The sequence below is a fragment of the Onishia taeanensis genome (assembly GCF_003268885.1).
Taxonomy (GTDB): Bacteria; Pseudomonadota; Gammaproteobacteria; order Pseudomonadales; family Halomonadaceae; genus Onishia; species Onishia taeanensis_A.
This window is the reverse complement of sequence record NZ_QLSX01000002.1, coordinates 39566-62958: the sequence shown is the minus strand read 5'-3', so window position 1 is coordinate 62958 and position 23393 is coordinate 39566. Positions and strand designations below refer to the sequence as shown.

The window sequence follows — 23393 nt, the reverse complement described above, 5'->3', positions numbered from 1 at the left end:
CGTTGTGCTGAGTTAGTTGTGCTGAGTTAGTTGTGCTGAGCAAGGCTCGTAGACCTCCATCACGTCGCCGGCATTCTGTCGCCATCACGAGCCCAGATGCCGGCCACGGAATGGCCGTCAGGCATTCAAGGCCTTCCCCCGCAAGGCCTTGAGAGAGCTTGAGAGCCCCGGGCTCAACGCTTCCAATGCGGGGCGCGCGAAGAAGAAGCCCTGCTGCAGGTAGATCCCGTGATCGCGAAGCCATAGCGCTTCCTCTTCACGTTCGATGCCCTCGGCCACCAACTGGATTTCAAGTTCGCTGGCGAGCCCAAGCACCGCCCGCACCAGTGCCTGACGGCGGCGGTCCTGGTCGCAGTTCCGTACCAGTTCCCGGTCGAGCTTGAGGGTGTCCGGACGCAGGTCGGTGAGCAGGTCGAGGTTGGCATAGCCGTTGCCGAAGTCGTCCAGCGCCGTGGTGAACCCCATCGCCCGGTAGGCATCGATGATGCTGCGCAGGTGCTGGCGGTCCTGCACCAGTTCGGTCTCGGTGATCTCGAAGTTGATGCGCTCGGTAGGCCATCCCACTCGCTTGCAGACCTCCAGCGTTGCCTGAATGCAGGCTTCCGGCTCGTAAACAGCATTGGGCATGAAGTTGATCGAGAGCGGCTCGCGCATATCCAGCCGACTGGCCAGCTCGATGGCCTTGACCCGGCACGCCTGGTCGAAGCGATACAAGAGGTCGTCGCAGACCTGGCCGATTACGCTACCCGCCGACTCCCCCTGAAGGCCGCGAACCAGGGCCTCGTAGGAGTGAATGCGACCCGCCTCAAGATCGACGATTGGCTGGAACGCCATCGTGAAGTCGAAGGGCAGGGGCCCATCACAGCGGCCACAGGAGTGGGCATGTCTAGCACATCGCGCCATGTTGTCATCCATTTCGGCATTATTCGGCGTATAGCAACACAGGAGGCAGTATCCAAAAGGATGTGGTCAAGTCCCTTTTCGGCAACTCTTTCAGCACGGTTCACTGCTGCGCTATATATCGGCCTCTCTCGCTGAAGCTTTAAGTGCGGCCGATATCTCCCACCTCACATTCCTACCTTTTTTATCACCCTCATGGCGTTTTGCGCGATGCAGAGGGTGGCGTTTCTGGTCTCTGGCGGCCAGATATCGACGTATGGCAGGTCGCGGAAACCCTTTTGCCGTCGTTCTTTGGTCGTAAAAGGCCGCGAAATCATCGATTGGCATTAACCGGAAAATATTTCCAAAACCCTTTGCTGGCAATGCCTGGCGCGATGGTAAGACCAATTTTTTCGACTGTTAGCGTTGATGTACTGCTTTGGGAGGGTCTGGCGCGACCGGCGTTTTTCGCTAGTTTGTAGTCGTGAATGAACGACGGCGGTATCAGTGGCTCAGGTGTGCTGAATCTGCCGATATGCGAGTCCCGTCCCCGACGGGGAGAACAAAAAAAGTCTCATCTCGTCCTCCCGATACGAGATGCCATCCCAGGAGTTCATGCCATGCAAGATGACAAGCATCCCTCTCGCTTGATCACCGATGTCGCTTCATCGACCGACACGCTTACCAAGGCGCCGGCCAGTCGCCGCAGCTTCCTCAAGACCGCCGCACTAGGCTCCGCGGCCGCGGTGGCGGCCCCCTGGATCGGCAACGCCCAGGCCCAGGAGAGCATTCGAATCCGTATGCAGTCTTCCTGGCAGCCGGGCACCACAGGCTACAGCATCTTCGAAACATGGTGTAAGCGCGTGGCCGAGGAGACCGGCGGTGAAGTCACCATCGAGCCGTTTCCGGCGGGTGCGGTGGCCGGCGACTTCGAGGTAGCCGATGCAGTGCGCAACGGCGTGCTGGATGGCCAGAACTGGTTCACCGTTTACTGGCCCGGCAAGATGCCCGCCGGCGTGTTCCTGACCGCCTATCCGATGGGCCTGTCGATGCCCCACCAGTGGGACATCATGTTCGGCGCCTATGGCGGCTTCGGACTCGCCAAGGACCTGTATCGCAAACAGGGGCTCGAACTGCTTGGCTATGTCCACCATGACATGAACCTGATCCATTCCAAGAAGCCGCTGCGCAGCTTCGACGACTTCAAAGGGGTCAAGCTGCGTATGCCGGGCGGCATCGTTGCCGAGACCTTCGCCGCTGCGGGCGCCCGTACCACTCTGCTGCCGGGCTCTGAGGTCTACCCGGCGCTGGAGAAAGGCACCATCGACGCTGCCGACTATGTGGGGGCAGCGGTCAACTATGAGCTGGGGTTCTGGCAGGTCGCCGACTACATCATCATGGGGCCGCCCTCCACGCCCTGCCTGCATCAGGCCGTCGACCTGATGGACATCGCGGTCAACCGTCGTGTGTTCGAGCGCATGTCGACCAAGACTCAGGACCTGATGCACGACCTGGTGGCGGCATACTCCCGCGAGCATTATGCAGCGATCCAGAAGGCCAACGCCGAGGCCTGGCCGAAGTACAAGGAGAAGGGCGTCGAGATCATCCACCTGACCGAGGAAGATGCGTCACGGTTCCGTGAAGTGGCTCTCCCGCTGTGGTTCAAGTGGGCCAACAAGGACCAGGATGCGGCACGCCTGTTCAAGGCGCACCTGGATACCATGATGGACCCGGCGGTGGCACTGATCACCCCGGAAGACATCAAGGACTACGAACTCAACCTGTAAGTCTGCCTGCCCCTCTGTCGGGGGCTGTGGCCTACGGGCTGCAGCTCCCGGCAATAGGGCGTGATCACTGCCTATCCCGCATCCCCTAGACTCAATGTTCCGTTGCCATCGCCGGGAGCTGATGGTATCGCGGAGGAGTACCCATGAATCTTGAGATCAATTTTGTACTGCCGCACTGGCTCTACTGGGCGGTGCTGCTGCTGTTGCCGCTGATAGTAATGTTCTTCGTCGATCGCAGCTTCCGCCGCGGTGCCAGCGTTGATGGCGGAGACACTGGCGAGTTGCCCAGCAGCGGTGAAGCCGAGGTCGGCTACAAGCCCCCCGGTAACCTGTTCACCACCATCGTCGACCGGATTTCCGGGTTTTCCGGTCGCTACGTGGCCTATTGGGCACTGGTTGCTCCCTTCGCCTTCGCTTATGAAGTGCTGTTGCGCTATGCCTTCAACTCGCCGACCAACTGGGTCCACGAGTCGATGACGCTGATGTTCGGCATGCAGTACCTGGTCGCCGGCGCCTTCGCCCTGCGCGAGGGTGGACATGTGCGCGTCGATATCCTCTATCAGCGTGCCAAACCGGTGAACAGGGCGGCGCTGGACGTACTGACGTCGGTGTTTTTCTTCATCTTCACCATCGCGCTGATGGTGACCGGCTGGACGTTCTTCTCCCAGTCGGTGAGCGATGAGCTTTTCTTCGGCTCGAGCTATGCCAACGAGACGTCCTTTACCGAATGGGCCATTCAGTTCTATCCGGTGAAGTTCATGCTCTTCTTCGGCGCGCTGCTGCTGCTGCTGCAGGGCTTTGGCCAACTGATTCGTGACATCCAGGCATGCTGCCATCATTGGCGCCTGCATGAGGGCAGCCGGACCTTCGCCCGCGTGCTGCTGGTCATCGCCGTTGTGCTAGGCGCCTGGACCCTGTTCGAGATGGTCAACGTCGCGGTCACCGATTATGAGAGTCTCCCGTTCAGCATCGAGCACAGCCTGGGCTCGGTCGGTATCGGTGGTCTGACGCTGGTGATGTTCGGCGCCTTGATGGTGGTGCTGGTGGCGGGCCTTCCGCTGGCCTTCGTTACCGGTGGCCTGGGGGTGGTCTTTCTCTACCTGGTCGGCGATCAGGCCATGCTGAACCTGATGCCGTCGCGCATCTTCCCGATGATGACCAACTACCAGCTGTCGGCCATTCCGCTGTTCATCTTCATGGCCTCGGTCCTGGAGAAGGCCGGGATCATCGAGGAGCTGTTCGACGTCGTCTACAAGTGGATGGGCGGTCTCAAGGCCGGCCTGGCCATCGCTACCGTCATCGCCTCGACCCTGCTGGCCGCCATGGTGGGCGTGATTGGGGCTGCGGTGGTGACCATGGGCCTGATCGCTCTGCCGGCGATGCTCAAGCGCAACTACGACCCTGAGATCGCCATCGGCTCGATCATGGCCGGCGGGACCCTGGGCATCCTGATCCCACCGTCGATACTCGCGATCATCTATGGCGTCATCGCCCAGCAGTCGGTGGGTGAGCTCTACCTCGGCTCGCTGATTCCCGGCCTGATGCTGGCCTTCATGTACGGCTTCTACTGCTGGCTGCGCGGCACGCTGAACATCAAGATGGCGCCGCCGATGCCGGTCGAGGAACGGGTCGACATGAAGGAGAAGTTGCGTCTGCTGCGCAATATGCTGGCGCCGATCATTCTGGTGGTCCTGGTGCTCGGCATTATCTTCACCGGTATCGCCACCCCAGTGGAAGCGGCCGGCATCGGCACCTTCGGCGCCCTGGTTGTGGCTGCCATGCACCGTCGCCTGACCTGGCCGAACCTGCATGCTGCCTGCATGACGACGCTGGTCGCATCGGCGATGGTGATGTGGATCATCTTCGGCGCCAGCATCTTCGTCGGCTTCTACATCCTTCAGGGCGGCCAGCAGTTCGTGCAGGAGTTGATCTCCGGCGCCGGCCTCGGTCCCTATGCGGTCCTGGCTCTGATGATGGTGCTGCTGGTGGCGCTGGGCATGTTCCTCGACTGGGTCGGTATTCTGCTGCTGGCGGTGCCGATCTTCGTGCCGTTGATCCAGGGCCTGAACTTCGATGGCGTCTTCGGGCTGCCCGGGGTGGACCCGGCCGATGTCTCGCTGTGGTTCGGCGTCATCTATCTGGTCAACATGCAGATGTCTTTCCTGAGTCCACCGTTTGGCTACGCGCTGTTCTACATCAAGGGCGTGTGTCCGCCGCATATCACCATGGGCCAGATATTCAGGGCGTCCTTCCCGTTCCTGGGCATCCAGGCGCTGGGTCTGCTGCTGGTCATCCTCTTCCCGGCACTGGTGACCTGGTTGCCTGGCCTGGCCTATGGCTAAGGGCTTTGGTTAAGGGCTTTGGTTAAGTAAGCCGCCCGACAAAGGCCGCCAGGCGTCTGCCTGGCGGCCCATAGCGCTAAGGTCCGAGCATTGCACCCAGCCCTGTTGTGGTCGAAATCCGGTGCGACAGCCCCTGTCGTTGCAATTTTTTACATGGCACAGTTGAACGTCAGCGGCTCTGTGTCGTCCCATACTAGTTACATACACTGTATTTCCCTTGGAGGTATTTTTTAGATGCAACGCCTGACTGCCCTGTTTACGGCTGCGCTGCTGAGCGCCGGTATAATGTCCGCGCCTGCCATGGCGCAAGAAGACGCCGCTTCTTCCGAGGCTGCACAAGCCCAGGCGGCCGCACCGGCCACTGACTTCTCCGACGAGACGCTTCAGAAGTTCGCCGACGCCTCCAAGGAAATCGCCAGCGTTTCTCGTGAGTACACCGAGCGCCTGCAGAACGCCAAGGACGAGGCCGCCAAGCAGGAAGTTCGCATGGAGGCCAACAAGGATATGGTCAGCATCGTCGAGGATAGTGGTCTCGAGGTTGGCACCTTCAATGCCATCGGCCAGGCCATTCAGCAGGATCCTGAGCTGATGAAGCGGGTCCAGGCCATGGTCGAACCGCAAGCCGAATGATGCTTGTACCCGGTCATGTTTGAGCCGGTCGCGTCATGAAAGAGGCCACCTTCGGGTGGCCTTTTTCATGCCTGAGTGTTTCCTCGCGGGGTAGCTCTTTACAGTTCCTGGCGGGCGTTGGAGACTTGAGCCCTCAAGGCATCCTGATGCAGGACGAACTGATTCAAATTCTCCTTACATTCTAGAGACCCGACTAGACACCCAAGGCGAGGCGGTGAGCATGGAAGTGGAACTGTTGGAAATTCGCCAGCACATCGCGGGCAATCCGCCCTTCGATACGCTCAGCGACGATCTGCTCGACGAGGTGGCCGGTGCCGTAGAGGTCACGTATTTCCGCGCCGGCACCATGATCTGTGAGGACGGCCAGCCGACGCAGGATCTTTACTATATCCGCAGCGGCGCCGTGGAGGTCTATCGGCGCAACGGGGAGTTGTTCAATCGCTTCGGCGAGGGCGATATCTTTGGCTACTTCGACCTGCTCAGGAATCAGCAGGTTCGCTTCCCGGTCAAGGCGATCGAAGACACTCTGGTCTATTTTATCCCCGGTGAGCTGTTCCGTCGTCTCTGCGATGCCGATGAGATGTTTGCCGACTTCGTCGAGGTAGGCCGCCCGCGCCTCGAGACGACGGTGGACCATCAGCACCACGACAACACCATGATGACGACCCGGGTGCGAAAGTTGGTCTCGCGCCTGCCGGTGATGATCGAGGCTGATTCCACCATCCAGGCGGCGGCCGCGAAGATGTGCGAGCAGAACGTGTCTTCGGTGCTGGTGCTGAGAGCCGAGGACGAGGCCTCAGCGCGGTCCTTCGTGCTGGCTGATGGCAAACAGTGGCACACGCTGGGCATTCTCACCGACCAGGATCTGCGTACCCGAGTGTTGGCCGCCGGGCTTGATGCCGCCACTGCGGTATCCGAGGTGGTGAGCCCTCATCTGATCGCTATCCAGTCCGACGAGTCGGTGCATGAAGCGATGCTATGCATGCTGCGCAACAACATCCACCACCTGCCGGTGCTGCATCGTCGCCGTCCGGTCGGGATGCTGCATCTCTCGGATATCATCCGCTACGAGACCAACAGCAGCCTGTATCTGGTCAACAATATCTTCAATCAGACCAGCCACAAGGGCCTGGCGCGGCTGGGGGCCGACGTGCGGCGCACCTTCGTCGGCCTGGTCGCCGACGGCGCGAGCTCGCAGATGGTGGGCAGCGCCCTGTCGACCATCGGCCGTAGCTTCACCCGGCGACTGATTGAGCTGGCCGAGGAGGAACTGGGTCCACCGCCGGTCCCGTACTGCTTCATGGTGATGGGGTCGATGGCGCGCAACGAGCAGGCCATCGTGACCGATCAGGATAACGCCCTGGTCATTGATGACAGCTTTGACCCCGAGCAGCATGATGAGTACTTCCTGACCCTGGCGCAGAGAATCAGCGACGGGCTGGATGCTTGCGGTTATACCTACTGCAAGGGCGATATCATGGCCACCAACCAGCGCTGGCGGCAGCCGCTGCGGGTCTGGAAGAAGTACTTCAACGACTGGATCGATGATCCCAACCCCGAGCGTCTGCTGCATAGTTCGATCTTCTTCGATCTGGATCATGTCTATGGCGAGGAGGACTTCGTCGAGCAGCTTCAGGACTTGGTCGCCGATAAGGCCTCGAAGAGCCCGCGCTTTCTGGCAGCCATGGCGCGCAATGCCCTCAATCGCACGCCACCGCTCGGGTTTTTCCGTACCTTCGTGATGGAAAAGGACGGCAAGCAGAATAACTCGATCAACCTGAAGCGCCGTGGGACGGCGCCGATGGTCGATCTGATTCGCGTCCATGCGCTGGCCTGTGGGTCTCGGGCCCAGAACTCCTTCGACCGGCTCGATGCCATTGCCCAGACCCAACTGCTGGTAGGACGTTCCAGCGAACGCATCCGTTACGCCATGGAGTTCATCTCCATCGTGCGTATTCGCCACCAGGTCATCGATATCGAGGAAGAGCGAGAACCTGACAATAATATCGAGCCTGAAAACGTCTCTGATACCGAGCGGCACAACCTCAAGGATGCTTTCCAGGTGTTGAGCAATGCCCAGAAGTTCTTGAAGTTCCGCTACCCCTTGCCCTAGGGGTTAACCAACGTCGCGAAGGTCTATGTCCAAGTTGCCGTTTCGTCACGCCAAGGTCGACCAGCATGCCTGGCCCGAGTATCTCGCCAGCCGGGCCAGCCAGGTCAGTGATCCTGCCCTCCGGCGCTTCTTCGCCGCCTATGATCTCGATCCGAACATGCCGATCGGGCAGGTGCCGCTGGTAGCGCTGGACATGGAGACCACCGGTCTCGAGTCAAGGCGTCATTCCATTGTCAGCATCGGCCTGGTTCCCTTCACTCAGCAGCGTATCTTCTTGCCCAAGCGCCGTTACTGGGTGGTCAAGCCACGGCGCCCGCTGAGCAAGCGCTCGATCACCTTTCACCGCATCACCCACTCGGAAATCGCCGAGGCGCCGGACCTGGATGAGATTCTGGATGAGTTGCTCGACGCCCTGGCTGGACACCTGGTGGTGGTGCACTACCGGCATATCGAACGGCCCTTCCTGGATGAGAGCGTGAAGTCGCGTCGCGGAGAGGGCGTGCGCTTCCCGGTGATCGATACCATGTCGCTGGAGGCCAGGCTGCATCGCCAGTCGTGGTGGGCGCGCTTCAAGCGTTGGATGGGCCGGCCGCCGGCCTCGATACGCCTGCATGACAGCCGGCTGCGCTATGGCTTGCCGGCCTATCAGGGGCACCATGCACTGGTCGATGCCCTGGCGACCGCCGAGCTTTTTCAGGCTCAGTTGGCGACGCACTTCGATCCCGAAACGCCGCTTCATCAACTCTGGCACTGAGCGGGTGAGCGGTCGGACGATATTCGGTGACCCAAAACGATCAAGGGCGGCCTAAATAGGCCGCCCTTGGTGCTTCTGCTTAATCGTCTTCAGGTTTGTCGCCTGATGACACCGCCTTAGTGGCTTCGTGGCTCGGACATCAAGCCCTTGACGATTCCATAGCAGCCTACCAGCAGTACGATAGTAAACGGCAGGCCGGTGGTCAGGGCAGCCGTCTGAAGGGCGTTCAGCCCGCCGCCAAGCAACAGCGCGATGGCGAGAGCACCTTCGATCAGCGCCCAGAAAATGCGCTGTGGCTTCGGCGCATCAACTTTGCCGCCAGCGGTGATGGAGTCGATCACCAGCGAGCCGGAGTCGGAGGATGTCACGAAGAACACGATGACCAGCACGATACCGATGAAGGAGGTGATCTGTGTCAGCGGCAGGTACTCAAGCATCGTAAACAGCTGCAGTTCCAGAGCGGCATCCTGCACATTGGTGATGCCTTGGTTCACCACCTGATCGATGGCGGTGGTGCCGAAGGCGGTCATCCACACTACCGAGGCCAGTGACGGCACCAGCAGGACGGAGATCAGGAATTCCCGCACGGTACGACCGCGGCTAACGCGGGCGATGAACATGCCGACGAACGGCGACCAGGCAATCCACCATGCCCAGTAAAAGGCGGTCCAGCCTTGGCTGAAGTTGGCATCTTCGCGGCCGAAGGGCATCGATAGCGCCGGCAGGTTCTGCACATAGCCCAGCAGATTATCGAATATGCCGGTGGCGATCATGAGTGTCGGCCCGACGGCGATCACGAAGACCAGCAGCAAGAAGGCCAGCATCATGTTGATCTGGGAGAGACGCTGTACGCCCTTGTCCACCCCCAGCAGAATCGAACCTAGGGCGACCGCGGTGATGCCCATGATCAGCAGAATCAGTGTGGTGTTGGTATCGGGGACGTCGAACAGGTAGTGGAGACCCGCAGACGCCTGAGTGGCCCCAAGGCCGAGTGAGGTGGTCAGGCCGAACAGGGTGGCGAAGACGGCCAGGATGTCGATCACATGGCCCGGCCAGCCCCAAATGCGCTCACCCAGGATCGGGTAGAAGATCGAGCGCATGGTCAGGGGCAAGCCCTTGTTATAGGCAAATATGGCCAGCGAGAGACCCACAATCGCATAGGCGCCCCAAGGATGCAGGCCCCAATGGAAGATGGTGGCCGCCATGCTCAGGTCGATGGCACCGGCCTGGTCACCCGCGGCAGCGCCAAGCGGTGCCCAGTCGGTACGAATGCCGTCTTCGACGCTGATGCCGCCCATAGCAGTGCCGAAGTGCGTCAACGGCTCAGATACGCCATAGAACATCAGGCCGATGCCCATACCGGCAGCAAATAGCATCGCAAACCAGCCCAGATAGCCGAATTCGGGCTTGGCATCCGCCCCACCGATGCGCACTTTGGCGAGCGGCGTGAATATCAGCACGACCGCTAGAATAACGAAAACGTTGGCCCCCAGCAGGAAGACCCAGCTCAGTTTCGTGGTAAGGAAACTGAACATACTGTTGAAGATCGGTTCCATCTGGTCCTGGAGGGCCATTGTCGCGATCACGAATAGCAGAATCACCAGGGAGGAGAAGAGGAAGACCTTGCCGTGCAGATCTACATCGATTCCCAGGGGGGAGGCGGTGATGTTGTCCTGGCCGATCACATAGTCAGTATCGATCAGGTTAGCCGGGCCCTCTGGCGCCGGTATTCCCTCGGTACCGCCATTTTCCGGCGCCTTGGGTTTGCCGTCGTTGGGTTGTTTAGACACTAGACGTCTCCCTTGCGATTTTCGGTAAGTGGTTTGTCTCGATTCGGCCACGCGCCAGCCACCGGACGCAGCAGTAAAGAACGATGCCTTGATGCGGGGCGCCATTCAGCCGGCATCGTCAAGATCAGTGCTTGATTGGGGCTAACGCTGGTGTAGGGGCCGACTGGCCGTGGAGTCTGGCCCGCGTCTTCGCGAAGGCTTCACGCTGCTGAGCGAACGCTTCCGGGGTGTGCGCCACGAATCTGGGCGTGTCGGCGGTGACGCTATCCCACTGCCCTCTGCCTCGTCGTGCGGCGGCGGGTCAACGACCCCGCAGTGATGGCTCACTGACATCGAGGTGGGCGAGATCCACGGGGACCATGATCTTATCGAGCATCTTGGTGACTCCAGCGGTTTATAAGTGGTTGTAGTTCCTTGGTGTCGCTGTAAGCGCCTCATAGTCTGGGCATATGCTCACCGAATTTCCAGTGGCTCTTCAACGCTTGGCTTTTTGCGGCCCTTGGCCGCAAAAAAGCTAAGTTAATAAATGCTTTATCAGAAGAACCTATTGGGCTAGAGATGCCGCGGGGCTCAGGGCAAATGCCGATGGGGAAGGCTAGTGGAGTAAGGGCTCGCTGTCGGGCAGCGGCGCCGCTCGATAGTCTGCAACGCTGACTTGCCTATCATCGGCGGCAACAGCCGACGATTAGTATGATCCAAACAAAACGCCACAGACGATCCGAAGGACCGCCTGTGGCGTTTTTGTGCATAGCGTCATCCGGCCAAGGCCGGATGACAGATGGCTTAGCTCCGGGGTTCGGAGAGCAGCCCCTTGACGATGGCGTAGCAGGCCACCAGCAGTACCAGCGTGAACGGCAGGCCGGTGGTGATAACCGCCGTCTGGAGGGCCGTCAGGCCGCCACCCAGCAGTAGCGCGATGGCGATCACGCCCTCGATGATGGCCCAGAACATGCGCTGGGGCTTGGGTGCATCGACCTTACCGCCGGCGGTAATGGAGTCGATGACCAGCGAGCCGGAGTCCGAGGAGGTGATGAAGAACACCATCACCAACACGATACCCACGAAGGAGGTGATCTGCGTCAGCGGCAGTTGGCCCAGCATCACGAACAGCTGCAGCTCGAGGGCTGCGTCCTTGACGCCCTGGAAGTTGTCGTTAATCACCTGATCGATGGCGGTGGTGCCGAAGGCGGTCATCCACAGTACCGATACCAGCGTGGGTACCAGCAGCACGGCAATCAGGAACTCACGTACGGTGCGGCCACGGCTGACGCGGGCGATGAACATACCCACGAACGGTGACCAGGAGATCCACCAGGCCCAGTAGAAGGCGGTCCAACCCTGACTGAAGTTGGCATCTTCACGTCCGAAGGGCATGGACAGGGCGGGCAAGTCCGCCAGGTAGGAGCCCAGGTTCTTGAAGAAGCCGGTGGCGATCGCAAGGGTCGGGCCGACGGCAATCACGAACGCCAGCAGCAGGAAGGCCAGCACCATGTTGAGCTGGGAAAGGCGCTGCACGCCCTTGTCGACGCCGGCAAGGACCGACAGCAGTGCCACTGCGCTGATGCCAATGATCAGCAGTACCATGGTCACGTTGTTGTTGGGAATATCGAACAGATAGCTGAGACCCGCAGCTGCCTGTGAGGCACCCAGGCCCAACGAGGTTGCCAGACCGAACAGGGTGGCAAAAACGGCCAGGATATCGATCAAATGCCCCGGCCAGCCCCAGATCCGCTCACCCAGAACCGGGTAGAAGATCGAGCGCATGGTCAGCGGCAGGCCCTTGTTGAAGGAGAACAGCGCCAGTGCCAAGGCCACGACCGCGTAGATGCCCCAGGGGTGCAGGCCCCAGTGGAAAATGGTGGCTGCCATGGCCAGTGACATGGCGGCATCCTGATTGCCAGCAGCGGCGCCCAGCGGTGCCCAGTCGGTCCTGACGCCATTCTCCATGCTGGTGCCGCCAAGAGCGGTACCGAAGTGGGTCAGGGGCTCCGAGACACCGTAGAACATCAGGCCGATACCCATGCCGGCGGCGAATAGCATCGCGAACCAGCCCAGATAGCTGAAGTCTGGCTTGGCGTGCGCACCACCGATCCTGACCTTGCCCATGGGCGTGAAGATCAGGGCCACGGCCAGAATCACGAAGATATTAGCCGCCAGCAGGAAGAACCAGGAGAGGTTGCCGGTCAGGAACGAGAAGATCGCATTGAAGATCGGCTCGACTTCATCCTGAAGGGCCAAGGTGATGAAGACGAAAAACAGAACCAACAATGACGAGATGGTGAACACCTTGCCATGCAGGTCGACATCCAGGCCGAACTTGCGCGTGGTGACGTTATCCTGACCGATCACGTAATCGGTATCGATCAGGTTCGCCGGTCCTTCCGGCGCTGGCACGCCATCAGAGACAGGGGCGTCCTTGTCACTGTTAGCGTTTGGGGAGTTTTTTTCCACAGGGAAGTCTCCGTCTGGTGAAACGAAAGGGTGTCTTCTTGTGTAGGCCGTCAGTCGCTATGCCGGACCAGGAACACGGATACGTCGGTATGAGAGGCGACCTTGCTGCCGTTGGACGGCATGACGATGTCCAGCCGCCTAGGCAGATGCGTGGTCATGATGACCAGATCTGCGTCCGTGTCATCGATAGCCTGCAGGATGGCGTCATCCATGTCGGCAACCGGGTCGGGAGAGGTAATGACCTTGGAGCTGACCTTTTGGCCATGCAATTGGCCCTGCTCCTTGGCGAATGCCTCGAGCTTTTGCGCATACTCTTCAGGCGTCTTGGCCAGCGAACTTGGCGTGTTGGCCGTTACGCTGATGTAGCAGGTATCGGCCTGATACAGCTTGGCGATATCTGCCGCAAGATCGAGAGAGGGCTTCAAGAGTTCTGTATGTGCCAGGTCCACGGGGACCATAATTTTCTTGAACATATTCGAGACTCCATGAGGGTTTTGTTAGTTGCTGTACCTCTACGTCACGATCTGTTGTCCTGAAAGACACCGCTAGTGTGAGGATTTGCCAGGCGAATTGCCAGTGCCGGCTCATCCTCCGGCATCAACTGCCCTGTCAACGCTGAGGCAGAACTCGAAGGGCAAAAAGTGAAGAGGGACCGGGACCGCCACAGGACAGAAGGCAAGGCCGGCTGCCGGAATGACGATACGCGACTCAAGATTAGCTAGGCTGCAAACGGACGCAATCGCCCGATGGTCGCAAGGCAATAAGCGGGTAAAGTGATGATCGAGGGCCATGTCGATGCGTGCCACGCTGTCTAGCTTTCTGGCCGTGACAGGCCTGGCCGCGCTGCATGTGGCTGTGCAGTTGGCTGGACGTGTCGTAGGGCGTGGCGTTAGAAGAGCAACCGGAATGGAGGTATTCGTATTTCGTTGCCGGGATCCACGTAGCCGAGAGCGACACGCACATAGCTAAGTGCTCTCAAGCGTGAATGTGGTTATTGTCGGCGTTTGTGGCCGGTGCCACCATGGCAGCAAAGCGCCATATGCAAGAGCGCGATCATCACAATAACGAGCCCGCCATGACCGTTCAGACCCTGACGCCCACTCGCCGTTTTCGCGGTCAGCCCCGCGGCCGCGAGCTTGAGACCGACCTCCTGATAGCGCTCCGCGAGCGCCTCGGCGATGAGCGCAAGCACCCCGAGCTTGCCCGTCGCGACCTCCTCATCGAGCACCTGCATGTGCTCCAGGACGCCCACGGCCACCTGGCGCTACCTATGCTGCGCGCTCTGGCGGCCTACATGAACCTGCCGATGGCGGCCGTTTATGAAACCGCCACCTTCTATGCCCACTTCGATGTGATCCACGACGATCAAGCGCCACCCCCGGCGGTGACGGTGCGGGTCTGCGACTCCCTGTCTTGTCAGCTGGCCGGCGCCGATGCCTTGAAGCAGGCGCTTACGGCCGGCGCGGATCCGGAAGAGGTCCGCGTGCTGCGCGCGCCCTGCATGGGCCGCTGCGAGATGGCGCCGGTGGTCGAAGTGGGTCATCGTCACGTCAATCATGCGACCCAGGAGGCGGTCGAAGCGGTGATCGACACCGGCCATTTCCACCCCGAAACGCTCGACTGGCAGCGGCTCGAAGATTACCGGTGCGAAGGCGGCTATGAACTGCTTACCCAGTGCCGTGCCGGTGCGGTGACCGTCGAGGCGCTGACGGAAGAGCTCGAGCGCGCCAACCTGCGCGGGCTCGGCGGTGCGGGCTTCCCGACCTTCAAGAAATGGTACTTCGTGCGCCAGGAAGCGGGACCGCGCTACTGTGCGATCAACGCCGACGAGGGTGAGCCCGGTACCTTCAAGGATCGCCACTACCTGGAGAATGCTCCGCACCGTTTCCTCGAAGGGGCGCTGATCAGTGCCTGGGCGGTCGAGGCCAGCGCGCTCTACATCTATCTGCGCGACGAATACCCGGGCCTGCATCGGGTACTGCACGAGGCGATTGCTGAACTCGAGGCCGCCGGACTCGTCGAGCCCGGCTATGTGGTGATGCGGCGCGGCGCCGGGGCCTATATCTGTGGTGAGGAGTCGGCGATGATCGAGTCGCTGGAGGGCAAGCCGGGCAAGCCCCGCCATCGCCCGCCCTTCGTCGCGCAGCGAGGCCTGTTCGATCGTCCGACCCTGGTCAACAACGTCGAGACCGTTTACTGGATTCCGCTTATCCACCAGCGCGGTGCCGACTGGTTCGCCGGTCATGGGCGCCATGGACGCAAGGGACTGCGCAGCTTCTCGGTGTCCGGGCGGGTCAAGCGCCCGGGCGTCCATCTGGCCCCGGCGGGCATTACCCTTGCCGAGCTGATCGAGGAGTATTGCAACGGCATGCAGGAGGGCCACACCCTGGCCGGTTACCTGCCCGGTGGCGCCTCCGGCGGTATCCTGCCGGCAAGCAAGGCGGACATTCCCCTGGACTTCGACACCCTGCAGGCCGAAGGCTGCTTTATTGGCTCTGCGGCGGTGGTGGTGCTCTCGGATCAGGATGACCTGCGGGCGGTGGCCACCAACCTACTGGCCTTCTTCGCCGACGAGTCCTGCGGCCAGTGCACCCCTTGCCGGGTCGGCACCGAAAAGATGCTGACGCTGCTCGAGCGCGAGGCCTGGGATGCCGAGGCACTGCAGCGCCTGGCGACGGTGATGATGGACGCCTCGATTTGCGGGCTCGGCCAGGCCGCGCCCAATCCCGTCCTTGGTTTGCTCAAGGACTTCCGTGAGCCGCTCGCGGCCCAGCAGATCATCATCAAGGGCTGAGGCCAGGAGAGCGAAGATGACTCATAACCAGAGCCAGAACCAGACGCAGACCGCAGCCGACGCCTTTACTCTGATCCTCGATGGCACCGAGGTGACCGCCTATTGCGGCGAAAGCCTGTGGCAGGTGGCCAAGCGGGCCGGCGAGACGATTCCCCACCTGTGCTTCAAGGATGCCGCCGGCTATCGCGCCGATGGCAACTGCCGCGCCTGCATGGTCGAGATCGAGGGCGAGCGGGCGCTGGCCGCCAGTTGCCTGCGCGAGGCCCGGCCCGGCATGGTGGTGCATAGTGCCGGCTCCGAGCGGGCTCGCATCGCCCGTGAAGGCGTATTGGAGCTGCTCGCCGTCGACCAGCCGGACCGCGACGCCGGTCCCGACCGCTCGAGCCATTTCTGGGACATGGCTGATGCCCTGGCCGTCGATGCCACTGCCGTGCGCGCTTGGCTACCCCGGCGCGAGGAGCGCGAGGCGCCCACCGTGCATCATGTCGAAGCCCGTTATGTAGAGTCGCGTGCGGTAGGGCAGGACGGCGCTCGCAATCACGATGCGTCGCACAGTGCCATGAACGTCAACCTCGATGCCTGCATCGAGTGCAACCTCTGCGTGCGTGCCTGTCGCGAGGTCCAGGTCAATGACGTCATCGGCTTGGCGAACCGAGGAGCGGCCGCGAAGATCGTCTTCGACTTCGACGACCCCATGGGCGATAGCACCTGCGTGGCCTGCGGCGAATGCGTCCAGGCCTGTCCGACCGGTGCGCTGATGCCGGCCACCTTGATCGACGAGGCGGGCCGTGGCGATTCGGCGGCCGCCGATAGCCAAGTCGATTCGGTGTGCCCCTACTGTGGCGTTGGCTGTCAGTTGACCTATCACATCAAGGACGAAGAAATCCTCTTCGTCGAAGGCCGCGATGGGCCGTCCAACCATAACCGGCTGTGCGTCAAGGGCCGCTTCGGGTTCGACTATCCGCGTCACGCCTCGCGGCTGACGCGCCCGCTGATCCGCAAGCCCGGCGCGCCCAAGGGCGTCGATCCCAGCTTCGATCCGGCTGACCCGAGCAGCCATTTCCGCGAGGCCAGCTGGGATGAGGCGCTCGAGGTTGCCGCTGAAGGCCTCAAGGGCCTCAAGGCCGACCACGGCCCCAACTCTCTGGCCGGCTTCGGCAGCGCCAAGTGTTCCAATGAAGAGGCCTGGCTGTTCCAGAAGCTGGTACGCACCGGCTTTGGTTCCAACCACGTCGATCACTGCACCCGTCTGTGTCATGCAAGCTCTGTCGCGGCGCTGATGGAATGCATCGGCTCAGGCGCCGTGACGGCGTCGTTCATGCAGGCCGCCGAGGCCGATGTGGTGATCCTCACCGGCTGCAACCCGGCCGTGAACCATCCGGTGGCCGCGACCTTCTTCAAGCAGGCGGCCAAGCGCGGCACCAAGATCATCATTCTCGATCCCAAGGGCCAGGCGTTGGGCGCCTATGCGCATCAAACCCTGCGTTTCACGCCGGGCAGCGACGTCTCGCTGTTCAATGCCATGCTCAACGTGATTGTCAGCGAAGAGCTCTATGACGCGGACTACATTCGCGAGCATACCGAGGGCTTCGAAGCGCTCAAGGAACACGTTCGCCACCTGACGCCGGAGGCCATGGCCGAGAGCTGCGGCGTGCCCGCCGACGAGATTCGCGCCGTGGCGCGGGAGTACGCCACCGCCGAGCGAGCGATGATCTTCTGGGGCATGGGGATCTCCCAGCATGTGCATGGCACCGACAACGCGCGCTGTCTGATCTCGCTGGCCCTGGCCTGTGGCCATACCGGCCGGCCGGGCACCGGTCTGCATCCGCTACGTGGCCAGAACAACGTCCAGGGCGCCTCGGACGCCGGCCTGATTCCGATGGTGCTGCCCGACTATCAGCCAGTGGGCGACGCCCAGGTGCGGGCCGCCTTCGAGGAACTGTGGAACACCGACCTAGACGATCAGCCGGGTCTCACCGTCGTCGAGATCATGGACGCCATCGCCGCGGGCACCATCAAGGGCATGTACATCCAGGGTGAGAACCCGGCGATGTCCGACCCGGACCTCGACCATGCGCGCGCGGCGCTGGGCAAGCTCGAGCATCTCGTTGTACAGGATCTGTTCGTCACCGAGACCGCTCAGTTCGCCGACGTCATCCTGCCGGCTTCCGCCTGGCCGGAGAAGGACGGCAGCGTGACCAACACCAACCGCCAGGTGCAGCTGGGCCGTCAGGCCGTTCCGCTGCCCGGCGATGCCCGGCCCGACTGGTGGATCATTCAGGAGATCGCCAAGCGCTTCGGGCTGCCCTGGGACTACGCGCATCCCCGCGAGGTCTTCGCCGAGATGAAAGAAGGCATGGCATCACTCGACCACATCTCCTGGGAACGGCTGGAGCGGGAGGCTTCGGTCACTTATCCCTGCCCGGCGGACGATGCCCCGGGGGCGGACGTGGTATTCGGCGATGCCTTCCCGACGGCCTCGGGCCGGGCTCGTTTCTCGCCGACGCTGCCGCTGCCGCCGGATGAGCAGATCGACCGTGACTACCCGACGGTGCTGACCACCGGCCGCCAGCTGGAACACTGGCATACCGGTTCGATGACCCGGCGCTCCCTCGTGCTCGATGCCCTCGAGCCTGAAGCGGCAGCTAGTGTCGCCCCCGGCGAGCTGCGCCGCCTTGGTCTCGAAGCCGGCGAGTGGATGCAGATCGCCACTCGGCGAGGCAGCATCACCTTGAAGGTGCGGGTCGATCCGTTGATGGCCGAAGGCATGGTCTTCATGCCTTTCTGCTACGCCGAGGCCGCCGCCAATATGCTGACCAACCCGGCGCTGGACCCGTTCGGCAAGATTCCCGAGTTCAAGTACGCTGCCTGTCGGCTGACAGCGGCCGAGGCACCAACTGGGGCGTCGGTTGAGGAACCGCTAGCGACGCCTTGAGTCGGCGACCAAGCGGTAGCAGGGATGGGTTGATAACAACGACACGACATGAGACTGGAGGAAACCGCCATGATGATCGTCGATCTGATCGATGGGGATGATTTCCGTAACAAACTGGTGGGGCTTGGCGTGCTGATTCCTGAGGGCGCCTGTCCGGAAACCTGCGCGCGGATGGCCCGTCGCAAGTACCTCGAGACCGATGTACCCGACCTCGAGTATACGGTCTCGGAACTGATGTCACACACCGATGTGATGTTGCCCTCGGTGCGCCGGGCGATCGAAGCCCACCTGCTGCCGGCATTCGAACTGCCACGCTCGTCCTGAGCGGGCCCTTGTCGTTGAACAGGCTAGCGGGTGGCTGCTTTTCAGGCACCCGCTGCCGGCGCTTATAGCGAGGCTGCGCCACCGTCGCTGCGCGGGTCGTGGGCACCTTCCAGTAGACCGTCGGGGTGGCGAACGATAGCACCAGCGTGCCCCATGGTGTCGCTGAACGCCTCGTTCAGTACCGTGACGTCGTGGCCAGCGGCCTTGAGCGCCTCTACCAGTGGTGCCGGGAAGCGGTTCTCGAGCTTGAGCCCGGTGCTGGCTTCACCCCAAGTGCGGCCCAGCAGCCAGCGCGGGGCGCTGATCGCCTGTTGCAGGTCCTCACCGAAGTGGGCATAGCGGCTGTAGATGGCTGCCTGAGTCTGGGGCTGGCCCTCGCCGCCCATGGTACCGAAGCTCATCACCCGGCCGTCGTCGAAGCGAGCAAGCGACGGGTTCAGGGTATGGAAGGGCTGGCGATAGGGCTCCAGCGTCTGTAGTGCCTGCGGGTCCAGCGAAAAGCTGATGCCGCGGTTCTGCCACATCACCCCGCTTTGCGGCAGGACTATGCCGCTGCCGAACTCCCAATAGACGCTTTGGATGAAGCTGACCATCCGCCCCTGATGATCGGCGGCGGCCATCCAGATGGTATCGCCTTCGGCGGGTTCGTAGGGCCAGGGCAGGGCGCGCTGCGCCTTGATCTGTGCGGCTTCCCGATCCAGGGCCTCGGGCGTGAGCCAGCTCGCCGGATCTTTGGGCAGCCGGCCGGGGTCGGTAACCGTGGTGTCGCGGGCCATGAAGGCTCGCTTGGTGGCTTCTACCAGACCGTGCAGATGGGCAAAGCCTTCGCCCTCGTTGATGCCCAGGCGCTCGAAGACGCCCAGCGTCATCAGCGTGGCCAGGCCTTGCGTGGGCGGCGGCAGATTGAAGACACGGGCATCCTTGAGCCTGACTTCGAGTGGGGTAACGGCCTGGGCATGATAGCGATTGAAATCATCGCGGCGCAGCGGGCTGCCCAGCGCCTCGAGATCTGCGGCCATGCTGGCGGCGAGCTCACCTCGGTAGGCGTCGTCGAGCCCGGCGCGGGTCAGGTGCTCGAGGGTGTCGGCAAGCCGTGACTGACGCAGCCGAGAGCCGGTGGCGGGTGCCTGGCCGGCGTCGAGATACGTCTCGGCGAAGCCTGGCGCCGCCCCGAGGGCCGCCAGATGCTTGGCGGTGAGCGCGGTTTGGCTGTCGCTCACCGCGACGCCTTCCCGACCATGGCCGATGGCCGCCTCGAGCAGGCGTGACAGCGGCAGGGTGGGGCCCCAGGCAGCGGCCTGATCGAGCGCCACCTGCCAGCCACCCAGGGTGCCGGCCACGGTCAGCGCGGCGAGCGGCCCGCGAGTGGGTATGCCTTGCGCCGCGTCGTAGCCCTGCTCGGCGTAGAAGGTGCGGGTGGCAAGGCCTGCCGCCGGGCCACTGGCATCGATGGCCAGCGGCGGTTTGCCGGGTTCATGAATCAACCAGAAGCCGTCGCCACCGATACCGTTCATATGGGGGTAGGCAACGGCGATGGTCGACGCCATGGCGACCATCGCCTCGACGGCGTTGCCGCCCTCGCGGAGGATGTCGCGGCCGGCCTGGGCCGCCAGGTGGTGGGGGGCGACGGTCATGCCGCCATAAGCACGGGTGGTGTGTTGCATGGGACGCCTCAGGAGAAAAGGTCGATATACATGCGCACCGCAGTGGCGAGCAGGAAGACAGCGAACAGCCGCTTGAGCAGGGCCGGATCAATGGCGTGGGCGAGCCTGGCCCCCAGGGGGGCACAGAGCATGGTCATCGGGACGATGGCCGCGAAGCCCAGCAGATTGACGTAGCCGATCGAGCCCGGCAACCGGTCGGGCGCGCCCAGGCCGCTGAACATGAAGCTCAGGGTGCCAGGAATGCTGATCACCAGGCCCAGCGCGGCGCCGGTGCCCACCGCGACACGGATCGGCGTGTTGAGCGCACTCAGGGTCGGCACGCTCAGGGTACCGCCACCGATGCCCATCAGCGTCGAGATGCCGCCGATCACTGCGCCGATCAGGCTACTGCCCAGGGGACCGGGCATGCCGTCACGAATGATGCGGGTGTTGCGACGGAACATGTTGGCGGCGACCAGCAGGGCGATGGTGGCAAAGAGGCCAGTCAGCGCCTCGCCGCTCAGGAATTGACTGGCGATGCCGCCCAGCAGCACGCCGACCACCACGCCGGGGATCAAGCGCTTGATCACGCTGGCATCGAGGCTGCCCTTCTGGCGGTGGGCGCGGGCCGACATGATCGAGGTGGGGATGATAGTGGCAAGCGAGGTGCCTACCGCCAGATGCATGCGCACTCCTTCGTCGACGCCCAGCAGGCTGAACAGATGGAAGAGCACCGGCACGATGACGATGCCACCGCCGACCCCGAGCAGGCCGGCCATTATCCCGGCAACGGCACCTGTCGCGAGCAGGGCCGCGATCAGTCCAAGGATCCCGGTCAGCGATGACGAATCCAGCAGTTCCATGGCGTGGTTTCCTAATTCAGTGATTATCGATGTGTCATGACGCGGGTAGCCACGGCGCCCCGCGCTGATGGATGACGGCTACCAGCCGATTGCCTGGGGTAGCCAGGTAGCAATGCCTGGGAACAAGAATACCAGCGCAACGGCAAGGACTTGCAGCCCGACGAAAGGCACAACCCCCACGTAGATATCGCGTGTCGAGACCTCCGGCGGCGCCACCCCCTTGAGGAAGAACAGCGCCCAGCCGAAGGGCGGGGTCAAGAAAGACATCTGCAGGTTCATGGCCACCAGAATCGCCAGCCACACCATATCGGTGCCATAACCGATGAATACCGGCAGGAACATCGGCAGGGCGATGTAGGAAATCTCGATCCATTCCAGGAAGAAGCCCAGCACGAACAGAATCAGCATCAGGAACAGCAGCGCCCCGATTTCGCCGCCGGGGAGCATGTTGAACAGGTCGTGCACCATCTGCTCACCGCCGAGCCCGCGGAAAGATAGTGAGAATACCTGCGCGAACAGCAGAATGAAGTAGACCATGGCAGTGATGGTCAAGGTGCCGTGCAGGGTCGCCTTGAGGGTGGCGAGGTTCAGCTTGCGGCCCAGCAGCGCGATCAGCAGGCTGCCCAGGGCTCCCATGGCGGCAGCCTCGGTAGGGGCTGCCACGCCGCCGACGATGGAGCCGAGCACGGCCACCACCAGCCCCAGCGGCGGTAGTACCGTGGCCATCAGGTCGCGATAGAGCTGGCGCCGGGAGATGGTGGCGCGTTCGGCAGCGGGAACCGCCGGTACCCAGTCCGGCCGCACCCAGCCGAGGACGGCGAGATACAGCATGTAGGTCAGCGCGATCACCAGGCCCGGGATGAAGGCAGCCGCGAACAGTGCGCCCACCGATTCACCGACGATCTGCGACAAGAGAATCAGCACCAGGCTCGGCGGGATGATCTGGCCCAGGGTGCCTGAGGCGCAGATCGCTCCGCAGGCCACGCTCGGCGCATAGCCCCGGCGAAGCAGGGTCGGCAGGGTCAGCATGCCCACGGTCACGACGGTAGCGCCGACGATGCCGGTGGAGGCCCCCATCAGCACCCCGACCAGCACGATGGCGATCCCCATGCCGCCGTTGAGGCGCCCCATGGCGTAGCCGATGGTATCGAGCATGGCCTCGGCGACCCGGGACTTCTCGAGCATCACGCCCATGAACACGAACAGCGGTATGGCCATCAGGGTGTAGTTGGACACCACACCGTAGAGGCGCTGGGGCAGCAGGCCGAAGAGCATCGGCCCGAAGCCCAGCAGGCCAGCAACGAAGCCGGACACGGCCAGCGAAATGGCCACAGGGATGCCAATCAGCATCATGGCCAGGAAGCTGCCGATCATGCCGATCAGTAGCCATTCATTTGCCATTGCAAACATACTCCACAGAGAAACGGGGCCGAGTGAGCTCGGCGACAAGGAGGGCGGGGCAGCCGGCCGCCTGGCCGTTGCGCCCGCAGGCGGTGCCTGGTTTTGGTCCGCAACGTCGGTCGTGACCGTCTTCAGGATCTGCCTTAATCAGGCGCTGGGCTGATCCGGGGCGGTTGGCGAGGCCGGCACCGGGGCGCCGCTCAGGGCCAGTGCCGCTCGCAGCAGATCGGCAAGCCCCTGCAGCGCCAGAGCCGCGAAGCCCAGGGGAATGAAGGCCTTGAGCAGATAGCGGTAGGGCAGTCCGCCCGGGTCCGGTGAGCCTTCTCCCAACTGAAAGGATTGCATCACATAGGGCCAGGACAGCCAGACGATCGCCAGCGCGATCACTACGGTCAACATGCCGCTGATCAGGTCGATCAGCTGCTTGCCGCCGTCGGGAAGGCGGTCGTAGATCACGTCCACCCGCACGTCGGCGCGGTGTTTGAGCGCGTAGGAAATTCCCAGCAGGGCAATCGGTGAGAGCAGGTGCCACTCCAGTTCCTGCAGCCCCACCGGGCTGATGGAAAAGAAGTAGCGCAGCAGCACATCGGTGGCGACCAGCCCGACCAGTGCCAGCAGGCAGAGTCGGGCAAAGCCGCCGAGGATGCCGATGCCGTGCTCGATGGTTTCGATGAGCGACGCCATGGA

General features: G+C 62.5%; 16 protein-coding genes. 8 read left to right on the top strand and 8 right to left on the bottom strand.

Annotated features, from left to right (window positions below):
* Positions 1 to 117 precede the first annotated feature (117 nt).
* Positions 118 to 903: an EAL domain-containing protein gene (locus BCL93_RS03030; RefSeq protein ID WP_112053655.1), complete on the bottom strand. Its 786-nt coding sequence runs from the start codon at positions 901 to 903 to the stop codon at positions 118 to 120.
* A gap of 596 nt (positions 904 to 1499) precedes the next feature.
* On the opposite strand from BCL93_RS03030, the gene dctP reads away from it, so the two are divergent.
* From dctP to BCL93_RS03005, 5 genes are all read left to right on the top strand, one after another.
* Positions 1500 to 2666: a TRAP transporter substrate-binding protein DctP gene (gene dctP / locus BCL93_RS03025; protein WP_112053654.1), complete on the top strand. Its 1167-nt coding sequence runs from the start codon at positions 1500 to 1502 to the stop codon at positions 2664 to 2666.
* A 143-nt stretch (positions 2667 to 2809) separates the two neighbouring features.
* Positions 2810 to 5008, top strand: coding sequence for a TRAP transporter large permease subunit (locus BCL93_RS03020; RefSeq protein WP_112053653.1), 2199 nt, complete (start codon positions 2810 to 2812; stop codon positions 5006 to 5008).
* A 234-nt stretch (positions 5009 to 5242) separates the two neighbouring features.
* Complete coding sequence (locus BCL93_RS03015; RefSeq protein ID WP_112053652.1) at positions 5243 to 5638, top strand: DUF4168 domain-containing protein; 396 nt, start codon at positions 5243 to 5245, stop codon at positions 5636 to 5638.
* A gap of 220 nt (positions 5639 to 5858) precedes the next feature.
* Positions 5859 to 7751, top strand: a complete 1893-nt coding sequence (locus BCL93_RS03010) for a DUF294 nucleotidyltransferase-like domain-containing protein (protein WP_112053651.1) — start codon at positions 5859 to 5861, stop codon at positions 7749 to 7751.
* Positions 7752 to 7776: 25 nt separating this feature from the next.
* Complete coding sequence (locus BCL93_RS03005) at positions 7777 to 8505, top strand: 3'-5' exonuclease (RefSeq protein ID WP_112053650.1); 729 nt, start codon at positions 7777 to 7779, stop codon at positions 8503 to 8505.
* Positions 8506 to 8621: 116 nt separating this feature from the next.
* On the opposite strand, the gene BCL93_RS03000 is transcribed toward BCL93_RS03005, so the two are convergent.
* The 3 genes from BCL93_RS03000 to BCL93_RS02990 all read right to left on the bottom strand — a co-directional run bounded on the left by BCL93_RS03000 (position 8622) and on the right by BCL93_RS02990 (position 13219).
* Entirely contained in the window at positions 8622 to 10295 is a 1674-nt protein-coding gene (locus tag BCL93_RS03000) for a BCCT family transporter (RefSeq protein ID WP_258395942.1), read from the bottom strand.
* Positions 10296 to 11078: 783 nt separating this feature from the next.
* Entirely contained in the window at positions 11079 to 12746 is a 1668-nt protein-coding gene (locus tag BCL93_RS02995; protein WP_112053648.1) for a BCCT family transporter, read from the bottom strand.
* Between the two features lie 50 nt (positions 12747 to 12796).
* Positions 12797 to 13219 (bottom strand): universal stress protein, encoded by a 423-nt coding sequence (locus BCL93_RS02990; protein WP_112053647.1) that lies wholly within the window; start codon positions 13217 to 13219, stop codon positions 12797 to 12799.
* Between the two features lie 602 nt (positions 13220 to 13821).
* On the opposite strand from BCL93_RS02990, the gene BCL93_RS02985 reads away from it, so the two are divergent.
* From BCL93_RS02985 to BCL93_RS02975, 3 genes are all read left to right on the top strand, one after another.
* On the top strand, positions 13822 to 15540 hold the full coding sequence (locus BCL93_RS02985) for an NAD(P)H-dependent oxidoreductase subunit E (protein WP_112053968.1): 1719 nt from the start codon (positions 13822 to 13824) through the stop codon (positions 15538 to 15540).
* Between the two features lie 16 nt (positions 15541 to 15556).
* Positions 15557 to 18475 (top strand): formate dehydrogenase subunit alpha, encoded by a 2919-nt coding sequence (gene fdhF / locus BCL93_RS02980; RefSeq protein WP_112053646.1) that lies wholly within the window; start codon positions 15557 to 15559, stop codon positions 18473 to 18475.
* 69 nt (positions 18476 to 18544) lie between these two features.
* Positions 18545 to 18799: a hypothetical protein gene (locus tag BCL93_RS02975; RefSeq protein WP_112053645.1), complete on the top strand. Its 255-nt coding sequence runs from the start codon at positions 18545 to 18547 to the stop codon at positions 18797 to 18799.
* A 62-nt stretch (positions 18800 to 18861) separates the two neighbouring features.
* Here BCL93_RS02975 and BCL93_RS02970 read toward each other — a convergent pair whose 3' ends face one another.
* The 4 genes from BCL93_RS02970 to BCL93_RS02955 all read right to left on the bottom strand — a co-directional run bounded on the left by BCL93_RS02970 (position 18862) and on the right by BCL93_RS02955 (position 23390).
* On the bottom strand, positions 18862 to 20463 hold the full coding sequence (locus BCL93_RS02970; RefSeq protein WP_112053644.1) for a gamma-glutamyltransferase family protein: 1602 nt from the start codon (positions 20461 to 20463) through the stop codon (positions 18862 to 18864).
* A gap of 8 nt (positions 20464 to 20471) precedes the next feature.
* Entirely contained in the window at positions 20472 to 21305 is an 834-nt protein-coding gene (locus tag BCL93_RS02965) for a sulfite exporter TauE/SafE family protein (protein WP_112053643.1), read from the bottom strand.
* A gap of 78 nt (positions 21306 to 21383) precedes the next feature.
* On the bottom strand, positions 21384 to 22706 hold the full coding sequence (locus BCL93_RS02960; protein WP_112053642.1) for a TRAP transporter large permease: 1323 nt from the start codon (positions 22704 to 22706) through the stop codon (positions 21384 to 21386).
* A 147-nt stretch (positions 22707 to 22853) separates the two neighbouring features.
* A complete protein-coding gene (locus tag BCL93_RS02955; RefSeq protein WP_112053641.1) occupies positions 22854 to 23390 on the bottom strand; it encodes a TRAP transporter small permease subunit in 537 nt (178 codons plus the stop codon).
* Positions 23391 to 23393 lie beyond the last annotated feature (3 nt).